A 23,042-nucleotide genomic window follows, 5' to 3' on the forward strand; every position below is an offset into this window, starting at 1 on the left:
AGGCGCGGAGGAGGTCCGGCCGGATAGGTCCCGGACGGTGCGGCCCGCCCCGTAAGGGGGCCCGGACAGGGAACTCTCCGGGCCCGCACAGCGAGTACTCCGGACGCTCACAGGAAACGGTCAGGACACGCACAGAATCGGCCCGCTGAATTCCGCCGCACGCCTCACCATTTCCCCTCCCTCTCTCCCACTCCTCCCTCTCGCGCCCCGTTCTCCACTCCCCGTACGCGAATTCACCGCTTCCCGACATCCGGGCTCGCGACATCCGGGCTTCCGACATCCCGGCATCCGGGAATCAGGAAGGCGATACCCGCCAAAGGAAACGGACCGAGAACGGCCGGAAACCCACCCGCACCTCCGGCCCCCGGAGCGGTAATTGCGAGGTCGCCGTTCCGATATCCGAATCCCCGGCACCGGAGCGCACCACACCGCCCTGCCTCGCCCCACCCCCACCGCGGACCACCCGCACACCACCCGCCCCACCCCATACGGCACGATGAGCCCCTGACCGCACCACCAGCAGGAGGAAGCCCATGCCCGCTCCCACGGCTCCGACCGCTCCGCAGCCGGAGATCCTCGCCGCGTTCGAGGCGGCGAAGGGCTTCATGCCCGTGGACGAGGGCCTCGCCCTGTACGCGGCGGCGGCCGAGGCGGCGACGCTCGGACTGCCGCTGCTGGAGGTCGGCACGTACTGCGGCCGGTCCACGATCCTGCTCGCGGACGCCGCGCGCGCCGGCGGGGTGGCGGCCGTCACCGTCGACCACCACCGCGGCAGCGAGGAGCAGCAGCCCGGCTGGGAGTACCACGATCCGACCGTCGTCGACCCGGAGGTCGGCCGGATGGACACCCTGCCCACCTTCCGCCGCACCCTGCACGCCGCGGGCCTGGAGGACCAGGTGATCGCCCTGGTGGGCCGGTCGCCGCAGGTCGCGGCCGTCTGGCAGGCCCCGGTCGGCCTGGTCTTCATCGACGGCGGGCACACCGACGAGCACGCCACCGCCGACTACGAGGGCTGGGCGCCGCACCTCGCGCCCGGCGGCCTGCTGGTCATCCACGACGTGTTCGCGGACCCGGCGGACGGCGGCCAGGCCCCGTACCGGATCTACCGCAGGGCGCTGGAGTCAGGCGCGTTCACCGAGGTGTCGTTCCACGGTTCGCTGCACGTCCTGCGGCGCACCGGCCCCGGTTTCTGAGCGGGCTACCATCGCGGACGTGTCGAACGGCAGTACTTTCCCACCGCACCGCCGCCTGCGCGGCGTCCTCCTCGCCGTACTGGCCGCTGTCGTGGCCGCCGGCGTGGGGGGCTGGCTGGTCTGGCGGGCGTCGGGCGGCGACGGCGGCCCGGCGCACGGAGCCGGGCCGCCCGCCGCGAGCCGGTCGCCCGGCGGCGCGGGCGACCACGGCGCCGGCGGCCACCCGCCGGACGGCAAGGACTCCCCCGCCCCCGGCACGGCGCACGGCAGCCTCAAGGGCAAGGTCGTGCTCCTCGACCCGGGCCACAACCCGCACAACCGGGACCACGGGCGGGAGATCGCCCGGCAGGTGGACATCGGCAACGCCCGCAAGGAGTGCGACACCACCGGCACCTCCACCGATGACGGTTACGCCGAGGCGTCGTTCACGCTCGACGTGGCCCGCCGCGCCCGCACCCTCCTCCAGCGCGAGGGCGCCAGGGTCGTGTTCACCCAGGACGGCGACCGCCGGTACGGGCCGTGTGTGGACGAGCGGGCGGCCCGGGGGAACGAGGCGCACGCCGATGCGGCGCTCTCCGTCCACGCCGACGGCTCGGCCCCCGGCAACCGCGGTTTCCATGTCATCCTCCCGGCGCGGGTCACGGCCGGGCCGGCCGACAACGCCGCGATCGTGGCGCCCTCGCGGCAGCTGGGCGAGCGGCTGGCCGGCCGGTTCCTCGCGGTCACGGGCAGCGCGCCGTCCAATTACCTCGGCCACGGCACCGGACTCGATGTGCGTTCCGATCTCGGCGGCCTCAACCTCTCGACCGTGCCGAAGGTGTTCATCGAGTGCGGCAATATGCGCGATCCGAAGGACGCCGCGCAATTGACCGACGCGCACTGGCGGCAGAAAGCGGCCCGCGGCATCACCGAGGGCATCACGCAGTTCCTGACGCACCGATGACTCACCGATGACGACGAACCCGACGGCCCGCCGGATTCGGCGGCGGGTTCCCCTTTACGATGGGTGCCCACCGCCGTGCCTCGCACTGCGCGCACCGCAACAGCGACGACCGGACCCACGAAACCGACAAAGGACCCTTACGTGAACATCCGCTCCCTCACTCGAGGCGACGGCGTGGTGATCGGAGCAGCGGTGCTGCTGTTCATCGCCTCGTTCCTCAGTTTCACCGGCAGCCCGGACTGCTCCGGCCTGCCCGCCAAGTACTGCCAGCAGGCCCAGGGCTACGCCAGCCCGAACGCCTGGGATGCGCTGCCCACGCTCATGAGCATGTACCTGGCCGGTGTGATCGGCGCGGCGATCGTCGTCCTCAGCCGCCTGCTGCCGCAGCAGCGCAAGGTCGCCGGCCTCGATCCGGCCCAGTTCGGTGTCGCGCTGACCCTCTTCGCGGCGTGGACCGGCCTGTGGACCGTCATCGGCAGCACCAACGCCGGCGCGGGCCTGATCATCGGCCTGATCGCCACCCTGATCCTGGCGGGCGGCGCCGTCGCCACCCCGCTGGTCCCGCCGCTCAAGGTCGCCCTGGTCGGCGCCCCGAAGCCGCAGCCCGCGGCGGCCCCCTACGGGGCGGGCCCCAACCCGGGTTACGGCTACCCCGGCGCCCAGCAGCAGGCGGGCCACGGGTACGGCTACCCGGGCGCCCAGCAGCAGCCCCAGGGCGGCCAGGCCTACGGCCAGCAGGCGCCCGTCGCCGACGGGACGGCCGGCGGCCAGACCGGCGCCACCCAGGCGGCCGGCGCCCCGTCGGACTTCGCGCCGTTCTGGTTCGCGGTGCCCGTCGCGCGCCCGCTGTACGGCGAGGACGGCTCGCCGGCGCCGATCGCCGAACTCGCGCCCGGCACCTGGTACCTCGCGGTCGAGCAGCGCGGCCAGGCCCTGATCGCGCAGACCCAGGACGGCCGTCGCGGCGTCCTCCAGGACACCACCGGCATCCAGCGCGGCTGACGCCGGACGCACAGCGGTCCTTTCGCGGCCCCTCGCCCCTGCGGGCGGGGGGCCGTTGCGCTGCCCGCGGCCCGGTCGTACAGTGCGCGGACACGGCTCGCTCTGACGCACCGTCAGCACTGTGGTGCGTCGCCACCCCGGAACCCTCGCCACGCCGAAGAGGGGCGATCAGCATGCGACTCGGTCTGCAACTGGGCTACTGGGGCCGCGGCCCCGACCCCCGCCATCTCGAACTGGCCCGCGAGGCGGAGCGCCTGGGCTACGACTCGGTGTGGACCGCCGAGGCCTGGGGCTCGGACGCCTTCACCGCACTGGCCTGGATCGGCGCCCACACCTCCCGGATCAAACTGGGCACCGGCATCGCCCAGATGGCGGCCCGCACCCCGACCGCCACCGCCATGCACGCCCTGACCCTCGATCATCTCTCCGGCGGGCGGCTGCTGCTGGGCCTGGGGCTGTCCGGGCCGCAGGTCGTCGAGGGGTGGTACGGGCGGCCGTTCCCCAAGAGCCCGCTGACCGCCACCCGCGAGTACGTGGATGTGATCCGGCAAGTCCTGCGCCGGGAGGGGCCGGTGGTCTCGGAGGGGTCCTTCCACCCGCTTCCCTACCCCGGCCCGGACGGCACCGGACTGGGCAAGCCGCTCAAGCCCATCACCCACCCGCTGCGCGCCCACCTCCCCGTCCTGCTGGGCGCCGAGGGGCCCAGGAACATCGCCCAGACGGCCCGGATCGCGGACGGCTGGCTGCCGCTGTACTGGTCGCCGCGGCGCACCGACGTCTACCAAGCCTCGCTGGCGCACGCCCCGGACGGCTTCCTCATCGCGCCGATGGCCCGCGCCCTGGTCTGCGACGACGTCGCCGAGGGGCTGCTGCCGGTCAAGGCGATGCTCGGCTTCTACATCGGCGGCATGGGCCACGCGGCGAAGAACTTCCACGCCGACCTGATGGCGCGGATGGGCTTCGAGGAGGAGGCCCGGCAGGTGCAGCGGCTCTTCCTGGAGGGCCGCAAGGAGGAGGCCGTCCTCGCCGTGCCGGACGCCTTCGCCGATGAGATCTCGCTGGTGGGGCCGCGGGCGCGGATCGCGGAGCGGCTGGAGTCGTGGCGCGCGGGCCCGGTCACGGACCTGCTGGTCACCGCCCCGGACCCGCACACGCTGCGGGTGCTGGCCGAACTGAATTCCTGACCGCGGCCGGCGGGACCGCGGCGGCCCCCCCCCGGCCGGCCGCCTACCGGCAGCAGTCCGGATCGAGGCCGGTCGGCAGCCGCTCCCCGCCGAAGACCGCGGTGGTGGCCTCGTCGCCGCCCAGGGCCGCGACCGCCAGCAGCAGCGAACCGGCCGTCCAGGAGGTGCGTTCGCGGGGCCAGATCGCGTCGTCGTCGAAGACGTAGCCGGTCCAGTACAGGCCGTCGTCGGCGCGCAGGTGGCCGATCCACTTGAGGATCTGCACGGCCCGCTCGGACTCCCCCATCGCCCACAGCGCGAGCGCCAGTTCCGCGCTCTCGCCGCCGGTCACCCAGGGGTTGGGCAGCACGCAGCGCACGCCCAGGCCGGGCACGACGAAGCGCTCCCAGTCGGCGTCGATCCGGTCCCTGGCCCGCTCGCCGCGGAGCGCGCCGCCCAGGACCGGGTAGTACCAGTCCATGGAGTAGCGGGACTTGTCCAGGAAGCGTTCGGGGTGGCTGCGTATCGCGTGGCCGAGCCGGCCGGCCGCCAGCTCCCAGTCGGGCTGCGGCTCCTCGCGCTGCTCGGCGAGCGCCAGGGCGCAGCGCAGGGCCTGGTAGATGGAGGAGGAGCCGGTCAGCAGCGCCTCGTTGACGGGGGTGCCGTCCTCCTCGCGCTTCCAGCCGATCTCCCCGCCGGGCTGCTGGAGTTCCAGCACGAAGCCGATCGACGCGCGGACCGCGGGCCACATGCGGTCGAGGAAGGTCTCGTCGCCGGTGGACAGGAAGTGGTGCCAGACGCCGACCGCGAGATAGGCGCAGAAGTTGGTCTCCCGGCCGCGGTCGGTGGGTTCCTCGGCGTCGCCGTCGGCGTAGGCCGCGTACCAGGACCCGTCCGGGTTCTGGTGGCGCACCAGCCAGTCGTACGCGGCCTCGGCGCGCTCGTGTTCGCCGGCCGCGTCGAGGGCCATGGCGGCCTCGGTGTGGTCCCACGGGTCGAGGTGGTGGCCCCGGAACCAGGGGATGGCGCCGTCCGGCCGCTGGGTCGCGAGGATGCCGGCGACCGTGCGGGCCGCCTGTTCGGCGGTGAGCACGCCCGGCAGGACGAGCCGTTCGGTACGCCCGGGACTCGTCACTTGGCGGCCCCGGCGGAGGGCTTGGCGGCGGACGAGGCGCCGCGCTTCGGCCTGGACCCGGCGGACTTGGCGGTCTTCGCGGTCTTAACGGCGGGCGCGGGTGCGGGCGCGGCCTCGGCGGTCTCGTCCGCCCCGGCGGCGGGCGCCTCGGGCAGGTGCGGCTTGGTGGCGTAGACGACGAAGCTCTTGCCGATGACGGGGTTCAGCGCCCGCTCGGCGAGCCGGGTGGCCAGCGGCTTCTTCATGATGTCCCAGACCAGCAGCTTGTGGTACGCCTGCACCGGCAGCGCCTTGTCGTTGTCCACCCCGAAGGCGCACTTCAGCCACCAGTAGGGGCTGTGCAGTCCGTGGGCGTGGTGCGTGCCGTACGGCTCCAGGCCCGCCTCCCGCACCTTGTCGAGGAGTTCGTCGCCGCGGTAGATGCGGATGTGGCCGCCCTCGACCTCGTGGTAGGCGTCGCTGAGCGCCCAGCAGACCTTCTCGGGGCCGTAGCGGGGCACGGTGACGGCGATCCGGCCGCCGGGGCGCAGCACCCGGACCATCTCGGCGAGCACGCCCTTGTCGTCCGGGATGTGCTCCATCACCTCGGAGATGATCACGACGTCGAAACTGTCGTCGGGGAAGGGCAGGTTGAGCGCGTCGCCCTCCATCGCGGTGGCGGAGGCGCCCGCCGGGGCCTCGCCCGCCTCCTCCATCGCGGCGAACCACTTGGCGACCTCGCGGATCTCCTCGCCGTTCTGGTCGAGGGCGACGACCTGCGCGCCGCGCCGGTAGCACTCGAAGGCGTGCCGGCCGGCGCCGCACCCCAGATCGAGCACGCGGTCGCCCGGGGCGAGCGGGAAGCGGGAAAAGTCGACGGTCAGCACGGCGTTCTGCTTTCGTCCGGCGGTGGGTGGCGGTGTGGCTGCGGAAGGTACTGCGGGCCGGCTAGGGGGTGTCGTTCGGATCATGGTGGATCAGGGAGCGGGGTCTGGTGCGTGCAGCTGCAAGGCGGAGGAGGGAGTCGACGCGGAGCGTCGGCAACCGACGACAACGCCGCAGATGTGCGTGCCAGACCCCGCGAGCCCGCCATGATCCGAACGACACCCCCTAGACGTGTCCGGCGGTGCGCGGCGCGGGCGCGGTGCCGGCGCCCGCCCCGGACAGGGCGGCTGCGGCGCCGCCCTGGCGGGCGATGGCCTCGCGGTAGCGCTCGGCGGTGCCGAGGGCGGCCTGCCGCCAGGTGAAGCGGGCCAGCACCCGCTCCCGGCCGGCCGCGCCGAGCCGGCGGCGCAACGACGCGTCGCCCAGGAGCCGCAGCAGCCCGCCGGCCAGCGCGTCGGCGTCGCCCGGGGGCACCGCGAGGCAGGTCTCGCCGTCCGGCCCGGCGACCTCGGGGATGGCGCCGCCGGTGGTGGCCAGCAGCGGGGTGCCGGTGGCCATCGCCTCGGCGGCGGGCAGCGAGAAGCCCTCGTAGAGGGAGGGGACGCAGGCGATCTGGGCCCCGCGGACGAGGTCGACGAGCTCGCCGTCGGAGATGCCCTTGACGAAGTCGACGGCACCGGACAGCCCGAGCCGTTCGATGGCGGCGGCCACCGGCCCGTCGTCGGCGCGCCTGCCGACGACCACGAGATGGGCGTCGGGCTGCTCGGTGCGCACCTTGGCGAGCGCCTCGACGAGGTGGATCAGCCCCTTGAGGGGCACGTCCGCGCTGGAGGTGGTGACGATCCGCCCGGGCACCTCGGGGACGGCGGGATCCGGCGAGAACAGCTCGGTGTCGGCGCCGATGTGCACGACGTGGATGCGGTCGGGGCGGACGCCGAGGTCGTCGACGATCTCCTGGCGCGAGGATCCTGAGACGGTCAGCACGGACGGCAGCCGGCGGGCGACGCGCTTTTGCATGCGGGTGAAGCCGTACCAGCGGCGCACGGAGGCCCGGCGCCGCCAGTTGGCGGCGGCGGCCAGGTCCAGCCGCCGGTCGACGGTGATGGGGTGGTGGATGGTGGTGACCAGCGGGGCGCCGAGCGCGCCGGGGCCGCCGAGCAGGCCGTAGCCGAGGGTCTGGTTGTCGTGGACGACGTCGAACCGGCCGCGGTGGGCGGCGAGATGGCGCCGGGCCCGCAGCGAGAAGGTCAGCGGCTCGGGGAAGCCGCCGGTCCACATCGTGCCGACCTCCAGGGCGTCGATCCAGTCGCGGTACTCGCCGCGCTTCGGCGTGCGGAACGGGTCCGGCTGGCGGTAGAGGTCCAGGCTGGGCAGCTCGGTCAGGGTCACCCCGTCGTCGACGACGGGGTAGGGCTGGGCGCCGATGACCTCGACGGTGTGGCCCAGGCGGGCCAGTTCGCGGGAGAGGTGGCGCACATAGACGCCCTGTCCGCCGCAGAACGGGTTTCCCTTGTACGTGAGCATCGCGATGCGCAGGGGTCGCTCGCCATGGGCCGGGGCGGAGGCCGAGAGGGCCTCAGCGGGGCGAGGCGCGGCTGCCTGGACGGCCTCTGCGGTCACGCTCGGCCCCCTTCTCACTGGACTTTCGCCGGAGCGTAACCGCTGGCGGTAATCTAGAACAAGTTTCAGAACTGATTGGCTACTGATCAGTTCACCGAGCCTCGAATCTACCGGCCGAGAACGATGCGAAAAGAGCCGCACCAGGTGATTCGCGCCACCACCCGCCCCCCTGCCATGCTGTGCCGAGCACACCACCGGCACTCGCCGCATCGCGGACGGAATGCCACGGAATGGGAAATATGACTACGGAATCCAAGGCAGCCAGGCCGACGCTTCCCGCGAGTCCTCCCCTGACCGAGCGTCAGGAGGCCAGACGCCGCCGCATCCTGCACACCAGCGCCCGGCTGGCGTCCCGTGGCGGCTTCGACGCCGTGCAGATGCGCGAGGTCGCGGAGTCCTCGGGCGTCGCCCTCGGCACCCTCTACCGCTACTTCCCCTCCAAGGTGCACCTGCTGGTCGCCACCATGCAGGACCAGCTCCAGCACATGCACGAGACGCTGCGCAAGCGCCCGCCGTCGGAGCAGGACCCCGGCGCCCGGGTCGCGCAGACCCTGATGCGGGCCTTCCGCGCGCTCCAGCGCGAGCCGCACCTCGCGGACGCGATGGTGCGCGCGCTGACCTTCGCCGACCGCTCGGTGAGCCCCGAGGTGGACACCGTCTCCCGGCTGACCACCGCGATCATCCTCGACGCGATGGCCCCGCCGGCCGCCCCGCGCCACCCCGGGCAGGAGCCGGCCCACCCCGCCGCCGCCCCCACCCCCGAACAGCTCTCCGCGGTCCGGGTCATCGAGCACACCTGGCACTCCGCCCTGATCACCTGGCTGTCGGGACGGGCCTCGATCGCCCAGGTGAAGATCGACATCGAAACGGTCTGCCGCCTGATCGACCTCACCTCACCGGACCGGGAGCGTTGACCCGCACGCGGCGCCACGCCGGGGACTCCGGCCTCCGCACGTGCCACGCCGGGAGCATTGGCCTCCGCACAGGGCAGGACCGGGAGCGTTGACCCGCACGCGGTACCGGGCGCGGCGTTAACCTCCGCCCCAGCCTGGGTAGTTGGCCCGCAAGGGGCCCGCCCGACCCCTACGGGACCCGCCCCGCACCCCCTTACGGGCCCGAGCCCCCCGCCCCGCCCCGCAGCCCCTTACTCCTCCGGCGGGAACACCGCCTCACCGCTGCCGGCCAGGGTCACGGTGATCGCCTCGACGGGGCAGCCCTCGGCCGCCGCCAGGATGTCGGCCTCCGCGTCCGTCTCCGGCGCCACCGGGTGGGACTGCCGGGCGGTGTCCAGCCGGAAGCCGTCCGGTGCGGTGGCGACGCACATCCCCGAGCCGATGCACACGCCCCGGTCCACCTCCACCCGCCAGCGCTCCCCCATCAGGCACCCGCCGGCAGGTGGATCATCTTGTGCTCCAGGTATGCGCCGAAGCCCTCGGGCCCGAATTCCCGCCCGATGCCGGAGTTCTTGTAGCCGCCGAACGGGCCGAGCATGTCGATGCTGAAGGTATTCACCGAGTACGTGCCGGTGCGCACCTGCCGTGCGAGGTCGATGCCGTGGTCGACGTCGGCCGTCCACACCGAGCCGGAGAGGCCGTAGTCGGAGTCGTTGGCGATCCGTACCGCCTCTGCCTCGTCGCCGTACGGCAGCAGGCAGATGACCGGGCCGAAGATCTCCTCGCGGGCGATCCGCATGGAGTTGGCGACCTCGCCGAAGAGGGTCGGCTCGACGTACCAGCCCGTCGGCTGCCCCGCGGGCCGGCCGCCGCCGGTGAGGACCTTGGCGCCTTCCTGCTGGCCCAGTGCGATGTAGTCCAGCGAGCGCTGCCGCTGGCGGCGGGCGACCAGCGGGCCGACCTCGGTGGCCGGATCCAGCGGGTCGCCGACGGTCAGCGCGCTCGCGGCGGCGGTGAACCGCTCGGCGATCTCGTCGTAGCGGCTGCGCGGGGCGAGGATCCGGGTCTGGGCCACGCACGCCTGGCCGTTGATCATCCAGGCGAACGGCACGATGCCGGCCACCGCCGCGTCCAGATCGGCGTCCGGCAGGATCACCGCGGCGGACTTGCCGCCCAACTCCAGCGTGACCCGGGTGAGATGGCGGGAGGCGACCTCCATGACCCGCCGGCCCGCCGCCACCGAGCCGGTGAACGAGACCTTGTCCACGCCCGGGTGCCCGACCAGGTATTCGCTCACCTCGCGGTCGGCCGCGAGGATCGACAGCACACCCGGCGGCAGCCCGGCCTCCGTCGCGATCTCGGCGAGGAGGTAGGCGTCCAACGGGGTCTCCGGGGACACCTTCAGCACCACCGAGCAGCCGGCCAGCAGCGCGGGGGCGAGCTTGGCGGCGGCGGTGAACTGCGGGACGTTCCACGGCACCACGGCCGCGACCACCCCGGCCGGCTCCCGCCGCACCAGCAGCGGCCCCAGCAGCCCGGCCCGCCGCTCCTCGAAGGGGAAGTCCCGGGCGACCGTGAGCGCGGCGTCCCACACCAGCATCGCGGCCAGCGACTGCACCATGACCCCGGAGGTGAACGGGGTGCCGTTCTCGGAGCTGATGACCCGGGCGATCTCCTCACTGCGGGCCGCGAAGGCGTCCTTGATGCGGGTGACCACCGCGATCCGGTCCGCCAGCGGGGCGTTCGCCCACTCCCCGGAGTCGAAGGACCGGCGGGCCGCGGCCACCGCCCGGTCGACATCGGCCCGCGAGGCGTGCGGCACCCGGCCGATGACCTGTTCGGTGTGGGGTGAGACGACCTCGATGGTGTCCCGGCCGGCCGGATCGGCCCACTCGCCGCCCAGGTAGAGCTTTCCGTGTTCGACGAGGTCGCTCATCGCCGCCGCCTCCCGAAGGTTTCTGACGCTGCATCAGAGTTCACGTGTCAGGAACTGATACCAGTTCTACCGGGAGGAGTCCACGGCGGGCGGGCCGAATCCGGCGGGCGGCCTTCCGGGGAACGGATTCCGGCCGCATTGAAACCCGTTCTAGTTATAGTGGGGCGGGTGCCGGACGCCCGGCGGGACGAGAGGGGACCTGGATGACGACGCAGGTGACCGACCACCGGGGCGGGGTGTGGAGCATCGCCGTCCCCATCCCGGACAATCCGCTCGGCCACACCCTCGTCCACCTCCTGGAGACCGACCGGGGGCCGGTGCTCATCGACACCGGCTGGGACGACCCGGACTCCTGGGAGGCGCTCGCCGCCGGCGTCACCGCCTGCGGCTTCGCCCTCACCGACCTCCACGGCGTGCTGATCACCCACCACCACCCCGACCACCACGGCCTGTCCGCCAAGGTGCGGGAGGCCTCCGGCGCCTGGATCGCGATGCACGCCGCGGACACCGCCGTGGTCCGCCGCACCCGCGAGGCCACCTCGGACGGCTGGCTCGGCCACCTCCTCGACCGGCTCACCGCGGCCGGCGCGCCGGAGGAGCATCTGGCGCCGCTGCGCACCGCCCGAGCCGGCGGGGGCGGCCGGCGAATGCCCGGCCTGCGGGCCGCGCTGCCGGACCGCGAGATCGTCCCCGGCGAACTGCTCGACCTGCCGGGGCGCCGGCTGCGCGCCATCTGGACACCGGGGCACACCCCGGGCCATGTGTGCCTGCACCTGGAGGAGGAGCACCCGGCGCGGCACGGCGGCGGCTTCGGCCGGCTCTTCTCCGGCGATCACCTGCTGCCGGGCATCACCCCGCACATCGGGCTGTACGGGGACCCACAGCCCGAGGACGGGGCGGACGGGGCGGACGGGCCGGGGGAGGCCGCCGACCCCCTGGGCGACTACCTCGACTCCCTCGAACGCGTCGGCCGGCTCGATCCCGCCGAGGTGCTGCCCGCCCACCAGCACGCCTTCACCGACGCCGGCGGGCGCGTCCGCGCGCTGCTCGCCCACCACGAGGAGCGGCTGGCCCGTCTCGGGACGCTGCTGCACGAACCCCGCACGGCCTGGCAGCTCGCGACCGCCATGGAGTGGAACCGCCCCTGGGCGGAGATCCCCTACAGCTCCCGCACCATCGCCGTGTCGGAGGCCGAGGCGCATCTGCGGCGGCTGGTGAAGCTGGGCCGGGCGGAGTGCGTACCGGGCCCCGGTCCCGTGCGGTACCAGGCGGTGGACGCAGCGCCGTAGCCGGACCTCGCGCCGGGGGCCGCCCGGCCGGGGCGCGGTTTCGTACGTGCGAGCGAGGGACGGGCGGGCGCCGGTTAAGGTGTGCGGGACAACTTCATCCGTACCCGATCGGGGGAAGCCGGTGGAAATCCGGCGCTGACCCGCAACCGTGAGGACGGCCCGCCCGCGCCGCGCCCCTGGCCGGCGCGCACCGGGCCGTACGAGCCGGAACACCCGAAGGGCACGGCCAAGGCTCGCGCCACCGCACCCGCCCGCCCCCGCGGACGGCTGGTGCGCGGCCCCGTCGAGGTATACGGAGCCGAGCCCGGTGCCACCCGCCCGATCCCCGGATCGGTGCGCGGGTGGGCGGCCGAGCGCGGCTGTGTGACCGCCGCGACCCGACCCGAGAGGCACCGACCCGATGGCTCCCACGGCTCCTTCGGCCCCCCAGGCCCCTTCGCCGCGCTCCGGCGTCCGTCCGGCGCGCCGCGCCGCCACGGCGCTGGCCGCCGCGCTGGTGCTGGGCGCGGCCGCCGCCCCCGCGTACGCCGCGGGCTCGCCGGCCCTCATATCGAAGGCGCCGAAGAACCTGCCCGACGGTCTGTACGGCACCAAGGACCCGCAGTACGACGGGGTGTGGCGGCAGTCGCTCGCGCTGCTGGCGCAGCACACCGTGGGGGTGCGTCCGGCGGCGCCGGCGGTGCGGTGGCTGGTGGGCCAGCAGTGCACGGACGGCGCGTTCACCGCGTTCCGTGCCGAGCCGGGCAAGGCCTGTGACGCCAAGACGATGCGGGACACCAATCAGACGGCCGCCGCGGTGCAGGCGCTGGCCGCGCTGGGCGGGCAGGACGACGCGGTGCGCAAGGCGGTGGGCTGGCTGAAGTCGGTGCAGAACGACGACGGCAGCTGGGCCTCGATGCCCGGCTCGCCCGGCGACGCCAACTCCACCTCGGTGGTCATCGGGGCGCTCGCGGCGGCGGGGCAGAAGCCGGAGTCGGTGACGTCGAAGAAGGGCAAGAGCCCCTTCGACGGACTGCTCACCTTCCGGCTGGGCTGCGCGGGCAAGGCGGCGGCGCACGGCGCGTTCACCTTCCAGCTCAAGGGCGCGGCCCCGAACGCGGATGCCACCGCGGCCGCCGCGACGGGTGTGCTCGGCCGGGGCTTCGTCGTCGAGCCCGCCGCGCACCGCGCCCCCCTCACGCCGCCGGCCTGCAAGGACGGCGCGGACGCGAAGCCGGGCAAGGTCTCCGCGGCGCGGGCGGCGGACGGCGGCGCCGCCTACCTCGTCGCCCAGCTCGACGGGAACGGGCAGCACCTGGTCTCCGCGATGCCGGGCGCGAAGCCGCAGCCGGATGTCGGCAACACCGCGGACGCCGTGGTGGCGCTGGCGGCCGGCGGGCACGGCGCCGAGGCGCGGCGGCCGCTGGCCTGGCTGGAGAAGAACGCGGCGGGCTGGGCGCGGCAGAACGGCCCGGCCGCGTACGCCCAGCTGATGCTGGCCGCGCACGCCACCGGCGGCGACCCGCGCTCCTTCGGCGGCAGCGACCTGGTGACCGCGCTCAACGCGACCGGTCCGGCCCCGGCGTCCCTCCCGGGGAAGCACACCAAGGACGCGGCCGCGGCCGCCGGGGACGGCGGCGGCACCGCCTTGTGGTGGATCATCGGCGTCGGTCTGGCCTTCGGCGCGGGCCTCGGCTTCCTGCTCAGCGGCCGCCGGAAGAAGAGCACCTCGTGAGGCGCCGGGCCGGTCTCGCCGGGGCCGCGCTGCTGGCCGGTACGGTCACCGGCCTGGCCGCCGCGCCCGCCCAGGCGCAGGAGTACCGATACTGGTCCTTCTGGCAGGGCAAGGGCAGTTCCTGGACGTACGCCTCCGAGGGGCCGGGCTCGCTGCGGCCGGCCGACGGCGCGGTCGTCGGGTTCCGCTTCACCGTCAGCGCCGATTCCGCCGCGGCCGGCAAGCCCCGTGCGGCCGCCGGTTTCGGCGCGATCTGCGCGCACACCCCCGCCGAGAAGGGCCGCAAGCGGATCGGCGTCGTCGTGGACTTCGGCACCGCGGCGGACGCGCCCGGCGGCGAGCGGCCGCCGGCGTCCCGGACGACCTGCGCGCGGGTCGCCGCGGACGCCTCGGCGGGCGAGGCGCTGGCGGCGGTCGCCCGGCCGCTGCGCTATGACGCGAGCGCCCTGCTGTGTGCCGTCGCCGGCTACCCGAAGGCGGGGTGCGCCGAGCCGGTCGGCGACGCGAAGAAGGCGCCGTCCGCGTCGCCGTCCCCGGGAGCGGCGGCGGACGGCGGGGACGGCGGGGGGCCGTCCGCCGGGCTGTTCGGCGGGATCGCGGTCCTGGTCGTGCTGGGTGCGGCGGCCGGGTGGCAGCTCCGCCGCCGGCGCGGATGAGGGCCCCGCGGACCACCCGTACCACCGCGCTGCACGCCGGCGCCTGGTGGCTGTGGGCGCTCGGCCTGGCCACCGCGGCCTCCCGCACCACCGATCCGCTGCTGCTGGGGCTGCTGGTGGGGGTGGCCGGCTATGTCGTCGCGGCCCGCCGTACACAGGCGCCGTGGGCCCGGTCCTACGGTGCGTTCGTCAAGCTCGGCCTGGTCGTGATCGCCATCCGGCTGGTCTTCGCCTTCTTCCTGGGGTCCGCGATCCCCGGTACGCACACCCTGGTCACGCTGCCCGAAGTGCCGCTGCCCGACTGGGCGAAGGGCGTCCGGATCGGCGGCCGGGTCACCGCGGAGGCCATGGTCTTCGCGCTGTACGACGGGCTGAAGCTGGCCACCCTGCTGATCTGCGTGGGCGCCGCCAACGCGCTCGCCAATCCCGCGCGGCTGCTGAAGTCGCTGCCGGGCGCGCTCTACGAGGCGGGCGTCGCGGTCGTCGTGGCGATGACCTTCGCGCCGAACCTGGTCGCCGATGTGCAGCGGCTGCGGGCCGCCCGGCGGCTGCGCGGCCGCCCCGACCGCGGGTTCCGGGGGCTGCTCCAGGTCGGGGTGCCGGTGCTGGAGGGCGCGTTGGAGCGTTCGGTGGCGCTGGCCGCGGCCATGGACGCGCGCGGGTACGGCCGCACCGCCGAGGTGCCGCGGGCCGTACGGCACACCACCTCGGCCCTGACCCTGGGCGGGCTGCTCGGCATCTGCGCCGGGACGTACGGGCTGCTGGGCGCCTCGGGGAGCGGCTACGGTCTGCCGCTGCTGCTGGCCGGGCTGGCGGCGGCGCTCGGCGGGCTGTGGCTCGGCGGCCGGCGGTCGGTGCGCAGCCGCTACCGGCCCGAGCGGTGGGGGTGGCGGGCCTGCCTGGTCGCGGGCTCCGGCATCGCCGTCGCCGCCCTGATGATCTGGGCCGGTTCCTACGCGCCCGCGGCCCTGCATCCGCCCGCCGTCCCGCTCACCGCCCCTGTCCTCCCCCTCTGGCCGGCCGTCTCCGTCCTGGTGGGACTGCTGCCCGCGTTCGTCGCCCCGCTCCCGCCGAGCGGGGACCGTGCGGACCGTGCCGCGTCCCGCGGCCGTGCCCCCGATGTCGGTCCGCGTGTGAAGGAGCCCACCCCGTGATCCGGTTCGAGCAGGTCTCGGTGACCTACGGCGACGCCGCGGCGCCGGCCGTCCAGGGCATCGACCTGACCGTCCCCGAGGGCGAACTGTGCCTGCTGGTCGGGCCCTCCGGCGTCGGCAAGTCCACCCTGCTGAACGCCGTCTGCGGCCTCGTCCCGCACTTCACCGGCGGCACCCTGCACGGCCGGGTCACCGTCGACGGCCGGGACACCCGCACCCACAAGCCGCGTGAACTGGCCGATGTCGTCGGCACCGTGGGCCAGGATCCGCTGGCGCATTTCGTCACCGACACCGTCGAGGACGAGCTGGCCTACGGCATGGAGTCGCTGGGCCTGGCGCCCGACGTGATGCGCCGCCGGGTCGAGGAGACGCTGGATCTGCTGGGGCTGGCCGAGTTGCGCGACCGCGCCCTGGCCACGCTGTCCGGGGGCCAGCGGCAGCGGGTGGCGATCGGGTCGGTGCTGACCACCCACCCCAAGGTCCTGGTGCTCGACGAGCCGACCTCGGCGCTCGATCCGGCCGCCGCCGAGGAGGTGCTCGCCGTGCTCCAGCGCCTGGTCCACGACCTGGGCACCACGGTGCTGCTGGCCGAACACCGCCTGGAGCGCGTCGTCCAGTACGCCGACCAGGTCATCCTGCTTCCCTCCCCGGGCGCGGCCCCCGTCATGGGCGCCCCGGCCGACGTCATGGCCGTCTCCCCCGTCCACCCCCCGGTGGTGGCCCTCGGCCGCCTCGCGCACTGGTCCCCGCTCCCGCTGTCCGTGCGCGACGCCCGGCGCAAGGCCGGCGCCCTGCGCGAGCGGCTGTCGGGGGTGGTGCCGCCGGCGCCGGGGGCCGGGGCGGGAACGCCGCCCCGGAACGCATCCGGCCCGGACGGGATCGCCGCGGCGGTCAGCGGGCTGGGGGTCCGGCGGGGGCGGACCGAGGTGCTGCACCGGGTGGAGCTGACCGTCCGGCGCGGCGAGACCCTGGCGCTGATGGGCCGCAACGGGGCGGGGAAGTCGACGCTGTTGTCCACCCTCGTCGGGATGCACGAGCCGTCGTCCGGCGCGGTGCGGGTCGGCGGCCTCACCCCGCACCGCGCCGGCCCCCGGGAGCTGCTGCGGCAGGTCGGCCTGGTCCCGCAGGAGCCGCGTGACCTGCTCTGCGCGGACACCGTCGCCGCCGAGTGCGCCGCGGCCGATCAGGACGCGGGTGCCCCGGCCGGCAGCTGCCGGGCCCAGGTCACCCGGCTGCTGCCGGACGTGCCGGATTCCGTCCACCCCCGCGATCTGTCCGAGGGCCAGCGCCTCGCCCTGGCCCTGGCGGTCGTGCTGACCGCCCGTCCGCCGCTGCTCCTGCTCGACGAGCCCACCCGCGGCCTGGACTACGCGGCGAAGGCCCGGCTGGTCGAGGTGCTGCGCGCGCTGGCCGCCGAGGGCCACGCGATCGTCCTGGCCACCCACGATGTGGAGCTGGCCGCCGAACTCGCCCACCGGGTGGTGATCCTGGCCGAGGGCGAGATCGTCGCCGACGGCCCCACCGACGAGGTGGTGGTCTCCTCGCCGTCGTTCGCGCCGCAGGTCGCCAAGGTCCTCGCGCCGCTGCCCTGGCTGACCGTGCCGCAGGTGGCCGATGCGCTGGAGGCCACCGCATGACCGGCCTTCCACCACAGCGCGCCGGAGGCGACGGGCCGCCGTCGGGCGCCGCTCGGGCCCCGGGGCGCCGGGTGCGTGCCGTGCGCCTGGGCCCCCGCTCCGTCGCCGCGCTGTGCCTGGTCTCGGCCATCGGCGTGATGGCCTTCGGCTGGCCGCTGCTGGCCGACTCCGCGTCCGGTCTGGCCCATTCCCAGGACGCGCCCTGGCTGTTCGCCGCGCTGCTGCCGATGCTGCTCGCCGTCGTCGTGGCGACCATCGCCGACACCGGCCTGGACGCGAAGGCCATCGCGATGCTCGGCGTGCTGGCCGCGGCCGGGGCGGCGCTGCGGCCGCTGGGCGCGGGGACGGCCGGCATCGAGCCGATGTTCTTCCTGATGGTGCTGGCGGGGCGGGTGCTCGGGCCGGGGTTCGGGTTCGTGCTGGGGTCGGTGGCGATGTTCGCGTCCGCGCTGCTGACCGGGGGCGTCGGGCCCTGGATGCCGTTCCAGATGCTGACGATGGGGTGGGTGTCGATGGGCGCCGGCCTGCTGCCCGGGCCCGACCGGCTGCGCGGCCGCCGGGAACTGGCCCTGCTCGCCGCCTACGGAGCCGTCTCCGCCGTCCTCTACGGCCTGGTGATGAACCTCCAGGGCTGGCCGTATATCGGCGGCATGGCCTCGGGGGTCTCCTTCGTCCCCGGCGACCCGGTCGGGCAGAACCTCACCCGCTTCCTCGCCTACTGCCTGACCACCTCCCTGGGCTGGGACCTGCCCCGGGCCCTGGTCACGGTGGTCCTCACCTTCGTGCTGGGCGGCACAGTGCTCAAGGCGCTGCGCCGCGCCACCCGCCGTGCCGCCTTCGACGCCCCCGTCTCCTTCACGCCCGGCCCGTCGCGGGAGACCGGCTCCCCGTGACGGGCCCCGCTACAGCCGCTGGATGATCGTCCCGGTCGCCAGTGCGCCGCCCGCGCACATGGTGATCAGGGCGAACTCCTTGTCCCGGCGTTCGAGTTCGTGGAGCGCGGTGGCCAGGAGCCGGGCGCCGGTGGCGCCGACCGGGTGGCCCAGGGCGATGGCCCCGCCGTTGACGTTCACCTTCTCCAGGTCCTGGTCGAAGGTCTGCGCCCAGGAGAGCACCACGGAGGCGAAGGCCTCGTTGATCTCGACGAGGTCGATGTCCTTGAGGGACATCCCGGCCTTGCCGAGCACCGCGCGGGTGGCGTCGACGGGCCCGTCGAGGTGGAAGTGCGGATCGGAGCCGACCAGCGCCTGCGCCACGATCCGGGCGCGCGGCTTGAGCTTGAGGGCACGGGCCATCCGCTTGGAGGCCCACATGACCGCGGCGGCGCCGTCGGAGATCTGCGAGGAGTTGCCCGCCGTGTGGACGGCGGTCGGCATCACGGGCTTGAGTCCGGCCAGCGCCTCCATGCTGGTGTCGCGCAGCCCCTCGTCCCGGTCGACCAGCCGCCACATGCCCTGGCCCGCGGCCTGCTCCTCCTCGGTGGTGGGCACCTGGACGGCGAAGGTCTCCCGTTTGAAGCGCTCCTCGGCCCAGGCGGTGGCCGCCCGCTCCTGGGAGATCAGGCCGAGCGAGTCGACGTTCTCGCGGGTCAGCCCCCGGTGGCGGGCGATGCGTTCGGCCGCCTCGAACTGGTTGGGCAGATCGACGTTCCACTCGTCCGGCCAGGGCTTGCCGGGACCGTGTTTGGAGGCGCTGCCGAGCGGCACCCGGGACATCGCCTCGACCCCGCAGCCGATGCCGACGTCGATGACGCCACTCGCGATCATGTTGGCGACCATGTGGTTAGCTTGCTGGGAGGATCCGCACTGGCAGTCCACGGTGGTCGCGGCGGTCTCGTACGGAAGGCCCATCGCCAGCCAGGCGTTGCGGGCCGGGTTCATGGACTGCTCCCCGGCGTGGGTGACGGTGCCGCTGACGATCTGTTCGATGCAGTCGGGCTGGATGCCCGTGCGGGAGAGGAGTTCGCGGTAGGTCTCGCCCAGGAGATAGGCGGGGTGCAGGTTGGCGAGGGCGCCCTGGCGCCTGCCGATCGGGGTGCGTACTGCTTCGACGATGACGGGTTCCGCGGCCATGACTGACTCGTCCTCTCCTCGCGTCCGCGGGTCCCGGCACCCACGGAAGAAGAACTAGTACGCGTTCTAGTTCCACGACAGTCTCATGAGCCGCCCTCCGGGGCGCAAGGGGCCTGCAACGCCCTTGTCCGCAAAGGGAGTCGCCGCGGCTCTTGCGACCTGGAGAACTCGTCACTACCTTCACCGCGATCCATGACCTGATGAACCGTCAGAAATTTTGGATGGACCAGGAGTCGCCGATGCCATGCCCAGCGTTGCCCGAGGGGTTCGACTTCACCGACCCCGACGTCTACCGGACCCGTGTCCCGCTCCCCGAGTTCGCGCAGCTGCGGCAGACCGCTCCCGTGTGGTGGAACGCCCAGCCGCACGGCATTGCCGGCTTCGGCGACGACGGCTACTGGGTCGTCACCCGGCACCAGGACGTCAAGGAGGTGTCCACCAAGCCGGACCTCTTCTCCGCCAGCCGCAACACCTCGATCATCCGGTTCAACGCGTCCATGACCCGTGAGCAGATCGACGTACAGAAACTCATCATGCTGAACATGGACCCGCCCGAGCACACCCGGGTCCGGCAGATCGTGCAGCGCGGCTTCACCCCGCGCGCCATCCGCGGCCTGGAGGACGCGCTGCGCCGCCGGGCGGCGCACATCGTCGACGAGGCGCGGCGCGGCGGCACCGGCGACTTCGTCACCGACATCGCCTGCGAACTCCCCCTCCAGGCCATCGCGGAGCTGATCGGCATCCCGCAGGACGACCGGGCCCGGATCTTCGACTGGTCCAACAAGATGGTCGCCTACGACGACCCCGAGCTGGCGATCACCGAAGAGGTCGGCGCCAACGCGGCCATGGAGCTGATCTCGTACGCGATGAACCTCGCCGCGGCGCGCAAGGAGTGCCCCGCCGAGGACATCGTCAGCCGGCTGGTGGCGGCCGAGCACGAGGGGAACCTCGGCTCGGACGAGTTCGGCTTCTTCGTGCTGCTGCTGGCGGTGGCCGGCAACGAGACCACGCGCAACGCCATCACCCACGGGATGCACGCCTTCCTCACCCACCCCGACCAGTGGGAACTCTTCAAGCGCGAGCGCCCGGCGACCGCGGCCGAGGAGATCGTGCGGTGGGCGACGCCGGTGGTCTCCTTCCAGCGCACCGCCACCCAGGACACCGAACTCGGCGGCGCGAAGATCAAGGAGGGGCAGCGGGTGGGGATCTTCTACTCCTCCGCCAACCACGACCCGGAGGTCTTCACCGACCCCGGCGTCTTCGACATCACCCGCGACCCCAACCCCCATCTGGGATTCGGCGGCGGCGGACCGCACTTCTGCCTGGGCAAGTCCCTCGCGGTGCTGGAGATCAACCTGATCTTCAACGCCCTCGCGGACGCCCTGCCCGACATCACCCTGGCGGGCGACCCGCGCCGGCTGCGCTCGGCCTGGCTCAACGGCGTCAAGGAACTCCGGGTGCACTACGGCTGACCGGCGGCACGGCGAGCGGCGGCAGGGGCGCGCACCCGGAGGGACGGGTGGGCGCCCCGCCGTCATGCGGGGGCAAACCCGGTGCGGCGCCCGGCGCGTGGCGGGCGGGCCGGGGAAACCGGGCGCGCGGTATGTCCGAAAACGGCCGCCGCCTCCGCCTTGTCAGTTGTCATGCTCAGACTTACATTCAACTCACCGGTAACACGTGGCGGTTCGGCTTCTCGGCGCACCGCTCCGCAGCCGTCTCCGGCCGGACCGCACGCTCCTCCCCACACCCGCATCCGCCGGCCCGCGCGCCGCCGACCCACGCACCGCGCCGCGCACCCCGCAGTACGCCGCACCCACGCCGCACCACGCACGGCCCCCCACACGGTTCGACAGCGCGCTTTCTTGCTCTTCGAAGGGGACACACCGTTATGAAGGACGCACACGGCAGACCCGTCACGGGACGCATCAGATGGCGCAGGTTCGCGGCGCTGTCCGTCCCGGCCCTCGTCGGCACCGCCGCCCTGGGCATCGCGCTGGCCAACGGGGCACTGGCGGCCTCGTTCGCCGTCTCGGGACAGCAGTTCAAGGTTTCCGCCGACAGCCTCACGGGCGACGGCTTCGCCCAGTACGGCAGCGTGGACACGAACGCCAGGGGCGACCTCCTGCCGGTCGCCGTCACCGCCATCAAGTCCGCACGGATGCACCACCTGTGCCAGTCGGTGGTCACGCATCTGCCCGTCATCGGCGATATCTCGCTCCACCTCAGCGCCGGCACGGGCAGCACGCCCGTCGAGGCGACCAACCTGTTCGTGGACGCCACCCAGCTCTCCGGCGACGCGTCGTTCCACGGCATCGAGATCGGCCGGGACGCCTCCACCCTCGACAAGGGACCGGACGGCGGCCAGGGCATGCAGGACCTCTTCGCCCAGCAGGCCGACGACGTCAGCATCGGCAGCCTGCGGCAGACGGCCTGGGCCACCAACGCGGGGACCTTCAAGCTGTCCGGCCTGAACATGAAGATCTCCAAGGGCACCAAGGAATGCTTCTGACCTGGCGGCGCTGGCGGAAGGGCCGGCCCTTCTGGGGCGGCCTGGCGGCGGTCCTCGCCGGCGTCGAGATCTGCGCCCTGCCGCTGGCACCGTTGAAGATCATGCTGCAGCAGGGCATCGCCGGCATCCCGTCCGTGCTGATGGGGCTGGTGATGATCGTGATGGGGCTCTCGGCGTGGTTCGCCCCGCACTACCGGGGCATGGCGGGGGTGCTCACGGTGCTGTGCGCGGCGGCCGCGCTGGTGATGTCCAACCTCGGGGGCTTTCTGCTCGGCACGGTCCTCGGGGTTCTCGGCGGCTCGATGATCTTCGCCTGGCAACCGGCCGCCCCCGCGGAATCCGGCGCCCCCACGGCGTCCGGGGACCCCACGGCGTCCGGGGACCCCGAGAACGGCACGACACCCGCGAACGGCACGGCCCCCGAGACCGGTACGGCTCCCGAGGCCGCCGCCGCGGCCGAGGCCCCTGCGGCACCCACCCCCCTTGAAGGAGACCCACGATGACGATGACGCACCCCGCCCGCCCCACCCACCGCAGACGCGTGTGGTGGGCCGCCGGCACCGGTATCGCCGCGGCCCTCGCCCTGCCGCTCGCCGTGACGGGCCCGGCGGCGGCCCTGCCCGCCGGAGCGGCGCCGCTCGCCGCGTCGACGACCGTGCTCCCGGCGGGACACGGCTTCACCGCCACGCTCAGCGGCAAGGCCACCTTCAAGGCCGGTTCGGTGGTGGTGACCTGCACGGTCTCGACCTCCAGCGGGCAGGTCCCGGCCGCGCCCGGCAACCACAACGCGGCCGGACCGGTGAGCAGTTCCACCACTCCGGCGACCTACAGCTCCTGCACGACGAGCCTGCCGGGGGTCAGCGCGAGCGTCACCACCAGCGGCACCTGGGGCGTCGCCATGCAGATGGGGGCGCCGGTGACCGCCGGACTGACCATCCCCACCGGCGGTTTCGTCCTCAAGACCAGCGGGCTGGCGTCCTGCACGGTCACCGCGGCCCCCACCGCGGCGGCGACCGTGCCCGGCACCTGGGCCAACGGCGCACCCTCCACGCTCACCTTCACCAACGCCGCGGTGCCGGTGAAGGTCGTCGGCGGGTTCGGCTGCCCGACCACCGCGACCAGCTCGGTCTTCAACGCCACCTACAAGGTCGCCGACACCACCGCGCCCGCCTCCCAGATCACCGTCACCGGCTGAGCGGCGCGCCACCGGTACAAAGGCCGGGGTGACGTCCGTGCCCCGCACGGCCGTCACCCTCGGCGCA

General features: G+C 74.0%; 21 protein-coding genes. 15 read left to right on the forward strand and 6 right to left on the reverse strand.

Annotated elements, in window-relative coordinates:
* The first annotated feature begins 533 nt into the window (after positions 1–533).
* The 4 genes from IEY78_RS29200 (at position 534) to IEY78_RS29215 (ending at position 4,322) form a co-directional block, all read left to right on the forward strand.
* A complete protein-coding gene (locus tag IEY78_RS29200; RefSeq protein WP_189103338.1) occupies positions 534–1,193 on the forward strand; it encodes a class I SAM-dependent methyltransferase in 660 nt (219 codons plus the stop codon).
* A 19-nt stretch (positions 1,194–1,212) separates the two neighbouring features.
* Positions 1,213–2,136 carry an N-acetylmuramoyl-L-alanine amidase gene (locus tag IEY78_RS29205; protein ID WP_189103340.1) on the forward strand — a complete coding sequence of 308 codons (924 nt, stop codon included), beginning with the start codon at positions 1,213–1,215 and terminating at the stop codon, positions 2,134–2,136.
* A 141-nt stretch (positions 2,137–2,277) separates the two neighbouring features.
* Positions 2,278–3,138, forward strand: coding sequence for a DUF5336 domain-containing protein (locus IEY78_RS29210; RefSeq protein ID WP_189103342.1), 861 nt, complete (start codon positions 2,278–2,280; stop codon positions 3,136–3,138).
* 173 nt (positions 3,139–3,311) lie between these two features.
* Positions 3,312–4,322, forward strand: a complete 1,011-nt coding sequence (locus IEY78_RS29215; protein ID WP_189103344.1) for an LLM class F420-dependent oxidoreductase — start codon at positions 3,312–3,314, stop codon at positions 4,320–4,322.
* A 43-nt stretch (positions 4,323–4,365) separates the two neighbouring features.
* Here IEY78_RS29215 and IEY78_RS29220 read toward each other — a convergent pair whose 3' ends face one another.
* From IEY78_RS29220 to IEY78_RS29230, 3 genes are all read right to left on the reverse strand, one after another.
* Positions 4,366–5,436, reverse strand: coding sequence for a prenyltransferase/squalene oxidase repeat-containing protein (locus tag IEY78_RS29220; protein ID WP_189103346.1), 1,071 nt, complete (start codon positions 5,434–5,436; stop codon positions 4,366–4,368).
* Entirely contained in the window at positions 5,433–6,302 is an 870-nt protein-coding gene (locus IEY78_RS29225) for a class I SAM-dependent methyltransferase (protein ID WP_189103348.1), read from the reverse strand. The genes IEY78_RS29220 and IEY78_RS29225 overlap by 4 nt, the downstream gene beginning before the upstream one ends.
* 223 nt (positions 6,303–6,525) lie before the next feature.
* Positions 6,526–7,920, reverse strand: a complete 1,395-nt coding sequence (locus IEY78_RS29230) for a glycosyltransferase family 4 protein (protein WP_189103350.1) — start codon at positions 7,918–7,920, stop codon at positions 6,526–6,528.
* Positions 7,921–8,159: 239 nt separating this feature from the next.
* Here IEY78_RS29230 and IEY78_RS29235 point away from each other — a divergent pair, with 239 nt between their 5' ends.
* Positions 8,160–8,834, forward strand: coding sequence for a TetR family transcriptional regulator (locus IEY78_RS29235; RefSeq protein WP_189103352.1), 675 nt, complete (start codon positions 8,160–8,162; stop codon positions 8,832–8,834).
* Positions 8,835–9,064: 230 nt separating this feature from the next.
* On the opposite strand, the gene IEY78_RS29240 is transcribed toward IEY78_RS29235, so the two are convergent.
* The gene (locus tag IEY78_RS29240; RefSeq protein WP_189103354.1) at positions 9,065–9,298 is read right to left on the reverse strand and encodes a ferredoxin; all 234 of its coding nucleotides are present in this window, start codon (positions 9,296–9,298) and stop codon (positions 9,065–9,067) included.
* A complete protein-coding gene (locus IEY78_RS29245) occupies positions 9,298–10,749 on the reverse strand; it encodes an aldehyde dehydrogenase (RefSeq protein ID WP_189103356.1) in 1,452 nt (483 codons plus the stop codon). The genes IEY78_RS29240 and IEY78_RS29245 overlap by 1 nt, the downstream gene beginning before the upstream one ends.
* Positions 10,750–10,952: 203 nt before the next feature.
* Between IEY78_RS29245 and IEY78_RS29250 the strand changes: the two genes are divergently transcribed.
* The 6 genes from IEY78_RS29250 to IEY78_RS29275 all read left to right on the forward strand — a co-directional run bounded on the left by IEY78_RS29250 (position 10,953) and on the right by IEY78_RS29275 (position 18,092).
* A complete protein-coding gene (locus IEY78_RS29250; RefSeq protein WP_189103358.1) occupies positions 10,953–12,038 on the forward strand; it encodes a Strvi_7410 family MBL fold metallo-hydrolase in 1,086 nt (361 codons plus the stop codon).
* 400 nt (positions 12,039–12,438) lie between these two features.
* Positions 12,439–13,752 carry an SCO2321 family membrane protein gene (locus tag IEY78_RS29255; protein WP_189103360.1) on the forward strand — a complete coding sequence of 438 codons (1,314 nt, stop codon included), beginning with the start codon at positions 12,439–12,441 and terminating at the stop codon, positions 13,750–13,752.
* A complete protein-coding gene (locus IEY78_RS29260) occupies positions 13,749–14,408 on the forward strand; it encodes an SCO2322 family protein (RefSeq protein ID WP_189103362.1) in 660 nt (219 codons plus the stop codon). Before IEY78_RS29255 ends, IEY78_RS29260 begins: the two co-directional genes overlap by 4 nt.
* A complete protein-coding gene (locus IEY78_RS29265) occupies positions 14,405–15,562 on the forward strand; it encodes an energy-coupling factor transporter transmembrane component T family protein (protein ID WP_189103364.1) in 1,158 nt (385 codons plus the stop codon). Before IEY78_RS29260 ends, IEY78_RS29265 begins: the two co-directional genes overlap by 4 nt.
* On the forward strand, positions 15,559–17,199 hold the full coding sequence (locus IEY78_RS29270; protein WP_189103366.1) for an ABC transporter ATP-binding protein: 1,641 nt from the start codon (positions 15,559–15,561) through the stop codon (positions 17,197–17,199). The genes IEY78_RS29265 and IEY78_RS29270 overlap by 4 nt, the downstream gene beginning before the upstream one ends.
* Positions 17,196–18,092, forward strand: a complete 897-nt coding sequence (locus tag IEY78_RS29275; protein WP_189103368.1) for an ECF transporter S component — start codon at positions 17,196–17,198, stop codon at positions 18,090–18,092. The genes IEY78_RS29270 and IEY78_RS29275 overlap by 4 nt, the downstream gene beginning before the upstream one ends.
* A gap of 9 nt (positions 18,093–18,101) precedes the next feature.
* On the opposite strand, the gene IEY78_RS29280 is transcribed toward IEY78_RS29275, so the two are convergent.
* Positions 18,102–19,271, reverse strand: coding sequence for a steroid 3-ketoacyl-CoA thiolase (locus IEY78_RS29280; protein WP_189103370.1), 1,170 nt, complete (start codon positions 19,269–19,271; stop codon positions 18,102–18,104).
* Positions 19,272–19,510: 239 nt separating this feature from the next.
* Here IEY78_RS29280 and IEY78_RS29285 point away from each other — a divergent pair, with 239 nt between their 5' ends.
* The 4 genes from IEY78_RS29285 (at position 19,511) to IEY78_RS29300 (ending at position 22,975) form a co-directional block, all read left to right on the forward strand.
* A complete protein-coding gene (locus tag IEY78_RS29285) occupies positions 19,511–20,743 on the forward strand; it encodes a cytochrome P450 (RefSeq protein WP_189103372.1) in 1,233 nt (410 codons plus the stop codon).
* Positions 20,744–21,159: 416 nt separating this feature from the next.
* A complete protein-coding gene (locus IEY78_RS29290; RefSeq protein ID WP_189103374.1) occupies positions 21,160–21,780 on the forward strand; it encodes a DUF6230 family protein in 621 nt (206 codons plus the stop codon).
* Complete coding sequence (locus tag IEY78_RS29295) at positions 21,771–22,283, forward strand: DUF6114 domain-containing protein (protein ID WP_229700237.1); 513 nt, start codon at positions 21,771–21,773, stop codon at positions 22,281–22,283. Before IEY78_RS29290 ends, IEY78_RS29295 begins: the two co-directional genes overlap by 10 nt.
* Complete coding sequence (locus IEY78_RS29300; RefSeq protein WP_189103376.1) at positions 22,280–22,975, forward strand: hypothetical protein; 696 nt, start codon at positions 22,280–22,282, stop codon at positions 22,973–22,975. Before IEY78_RS29295 ends, IEY78_RS29300 begins: the two co-directional genes overlap by 4 nt.
* The last annotated feature ends 67 nt before the right edge of the window (positions 22,976–23,042 follow it).

Source organism: Streptomyces kronopolitis (assembly GCF_014646275.1).
Classification (GTDB): Bacteria; Actinomycetota; Actinomycetes; order Streptomycetales; family Streptomycetaceae; genus Streptomyces; species Streptomyces kronopolitis.

Coding starts and splice junctions, on each gene's coding strand:
- IEY78_RS29200 (WP_189103338.1), top strand. CDS start 534: ATGCCCGCTCCCACGGCTCCGACCGCTCCGCAGCCGGAGATCCTCGCC.
- IEY78_RS29215 (WP_189103344.1), top strand. CDS start 3,312: ATGCGACTCGGTCTGCAACTGGGCTACTGGGGCCGCGGCCCCGACCCC.
- IEY78_RS29235 (WP_189103352.1), top strand. CDS start 8,160: ATGACTACGGAATCCAAGGCAGCCAGGCCGACGCTTCCCGCGAGTCCT.
- IEY78_RS29240 (WP_189103354.1), bottom strand. CDS start 9,298: ATGGGGGAGCGCTGGCGGGTGGAGGTGGACCGGGGCGTGTGCATCGGC.
- IEY78_RS29245 (WP_189103356.1), bottom strand. CDS start 10,749: ATGAGCGACCTCGTCGAACACGGAAAGCTCTACCTGGGCGGCGAGTGG.
- IEY78_RS29250 (WP_189103358.1), top strand. CDS start 10,953: ATGACGACGCAGGTGACCGACCACCGGGGCGGGGTGTGGAGCATCGCC.
- IEY78_RS29255 (WP_189103360.1), top strand. CDS start 12,439: ATGGCTCCCACGGCTCCTTCGGCCCCCCAGGCCCCTTCGCCGCGCTCC.
- IEY78_RS29265 (WP_189103364.1), top strand. CDS start 14,405: ATGAGGGCCCCGCGGACCACCCGTACCACCGCGCTGCACGCCGGCGCC.
- IEY78_RS29275 (WP_189103368.1), top strand. CDS start 17,196: ATGACCGGCCTTCCACCACAGCGCGCCGGAGGCGACGGGCCGCCGTCG.
- IEY78_RS29280 (WP_189103370.1), bottom strand. CDS start 19,271: ATGGCCGCGGAACCCGTCATCGTCGAAGCAGTACGCACCCCGATCGGC.
- IEY78_RS29285 (WP_189103372.1), top strand. CDS start 19,511: ATGCCATGCCCAGCGTTGCCCGAGGGGTTCGACTTCACCGACCCCGAC.
- IEY78_RS29290 (WP_189103374.1), top strand. CDS start 21,160: ATGAAGGACGCACACGGCAGACCCGTCACGGGACGCATCAGATGGCGC.
- IEY78_RS29295 (WP_229700237.1), top strand. CDS start 21,771: ATGCTTCTGACCTGGCGGCGCTGGCGGAAGGGCCGGCCCTTCTGGGGC.
- IEY78_RS29300 (WP_189103376.1), top strand. CDS start 22,280: ATGACGATGACGCACCCCGCCCGCCCCACCCACCGCAGACGCGTGTGG.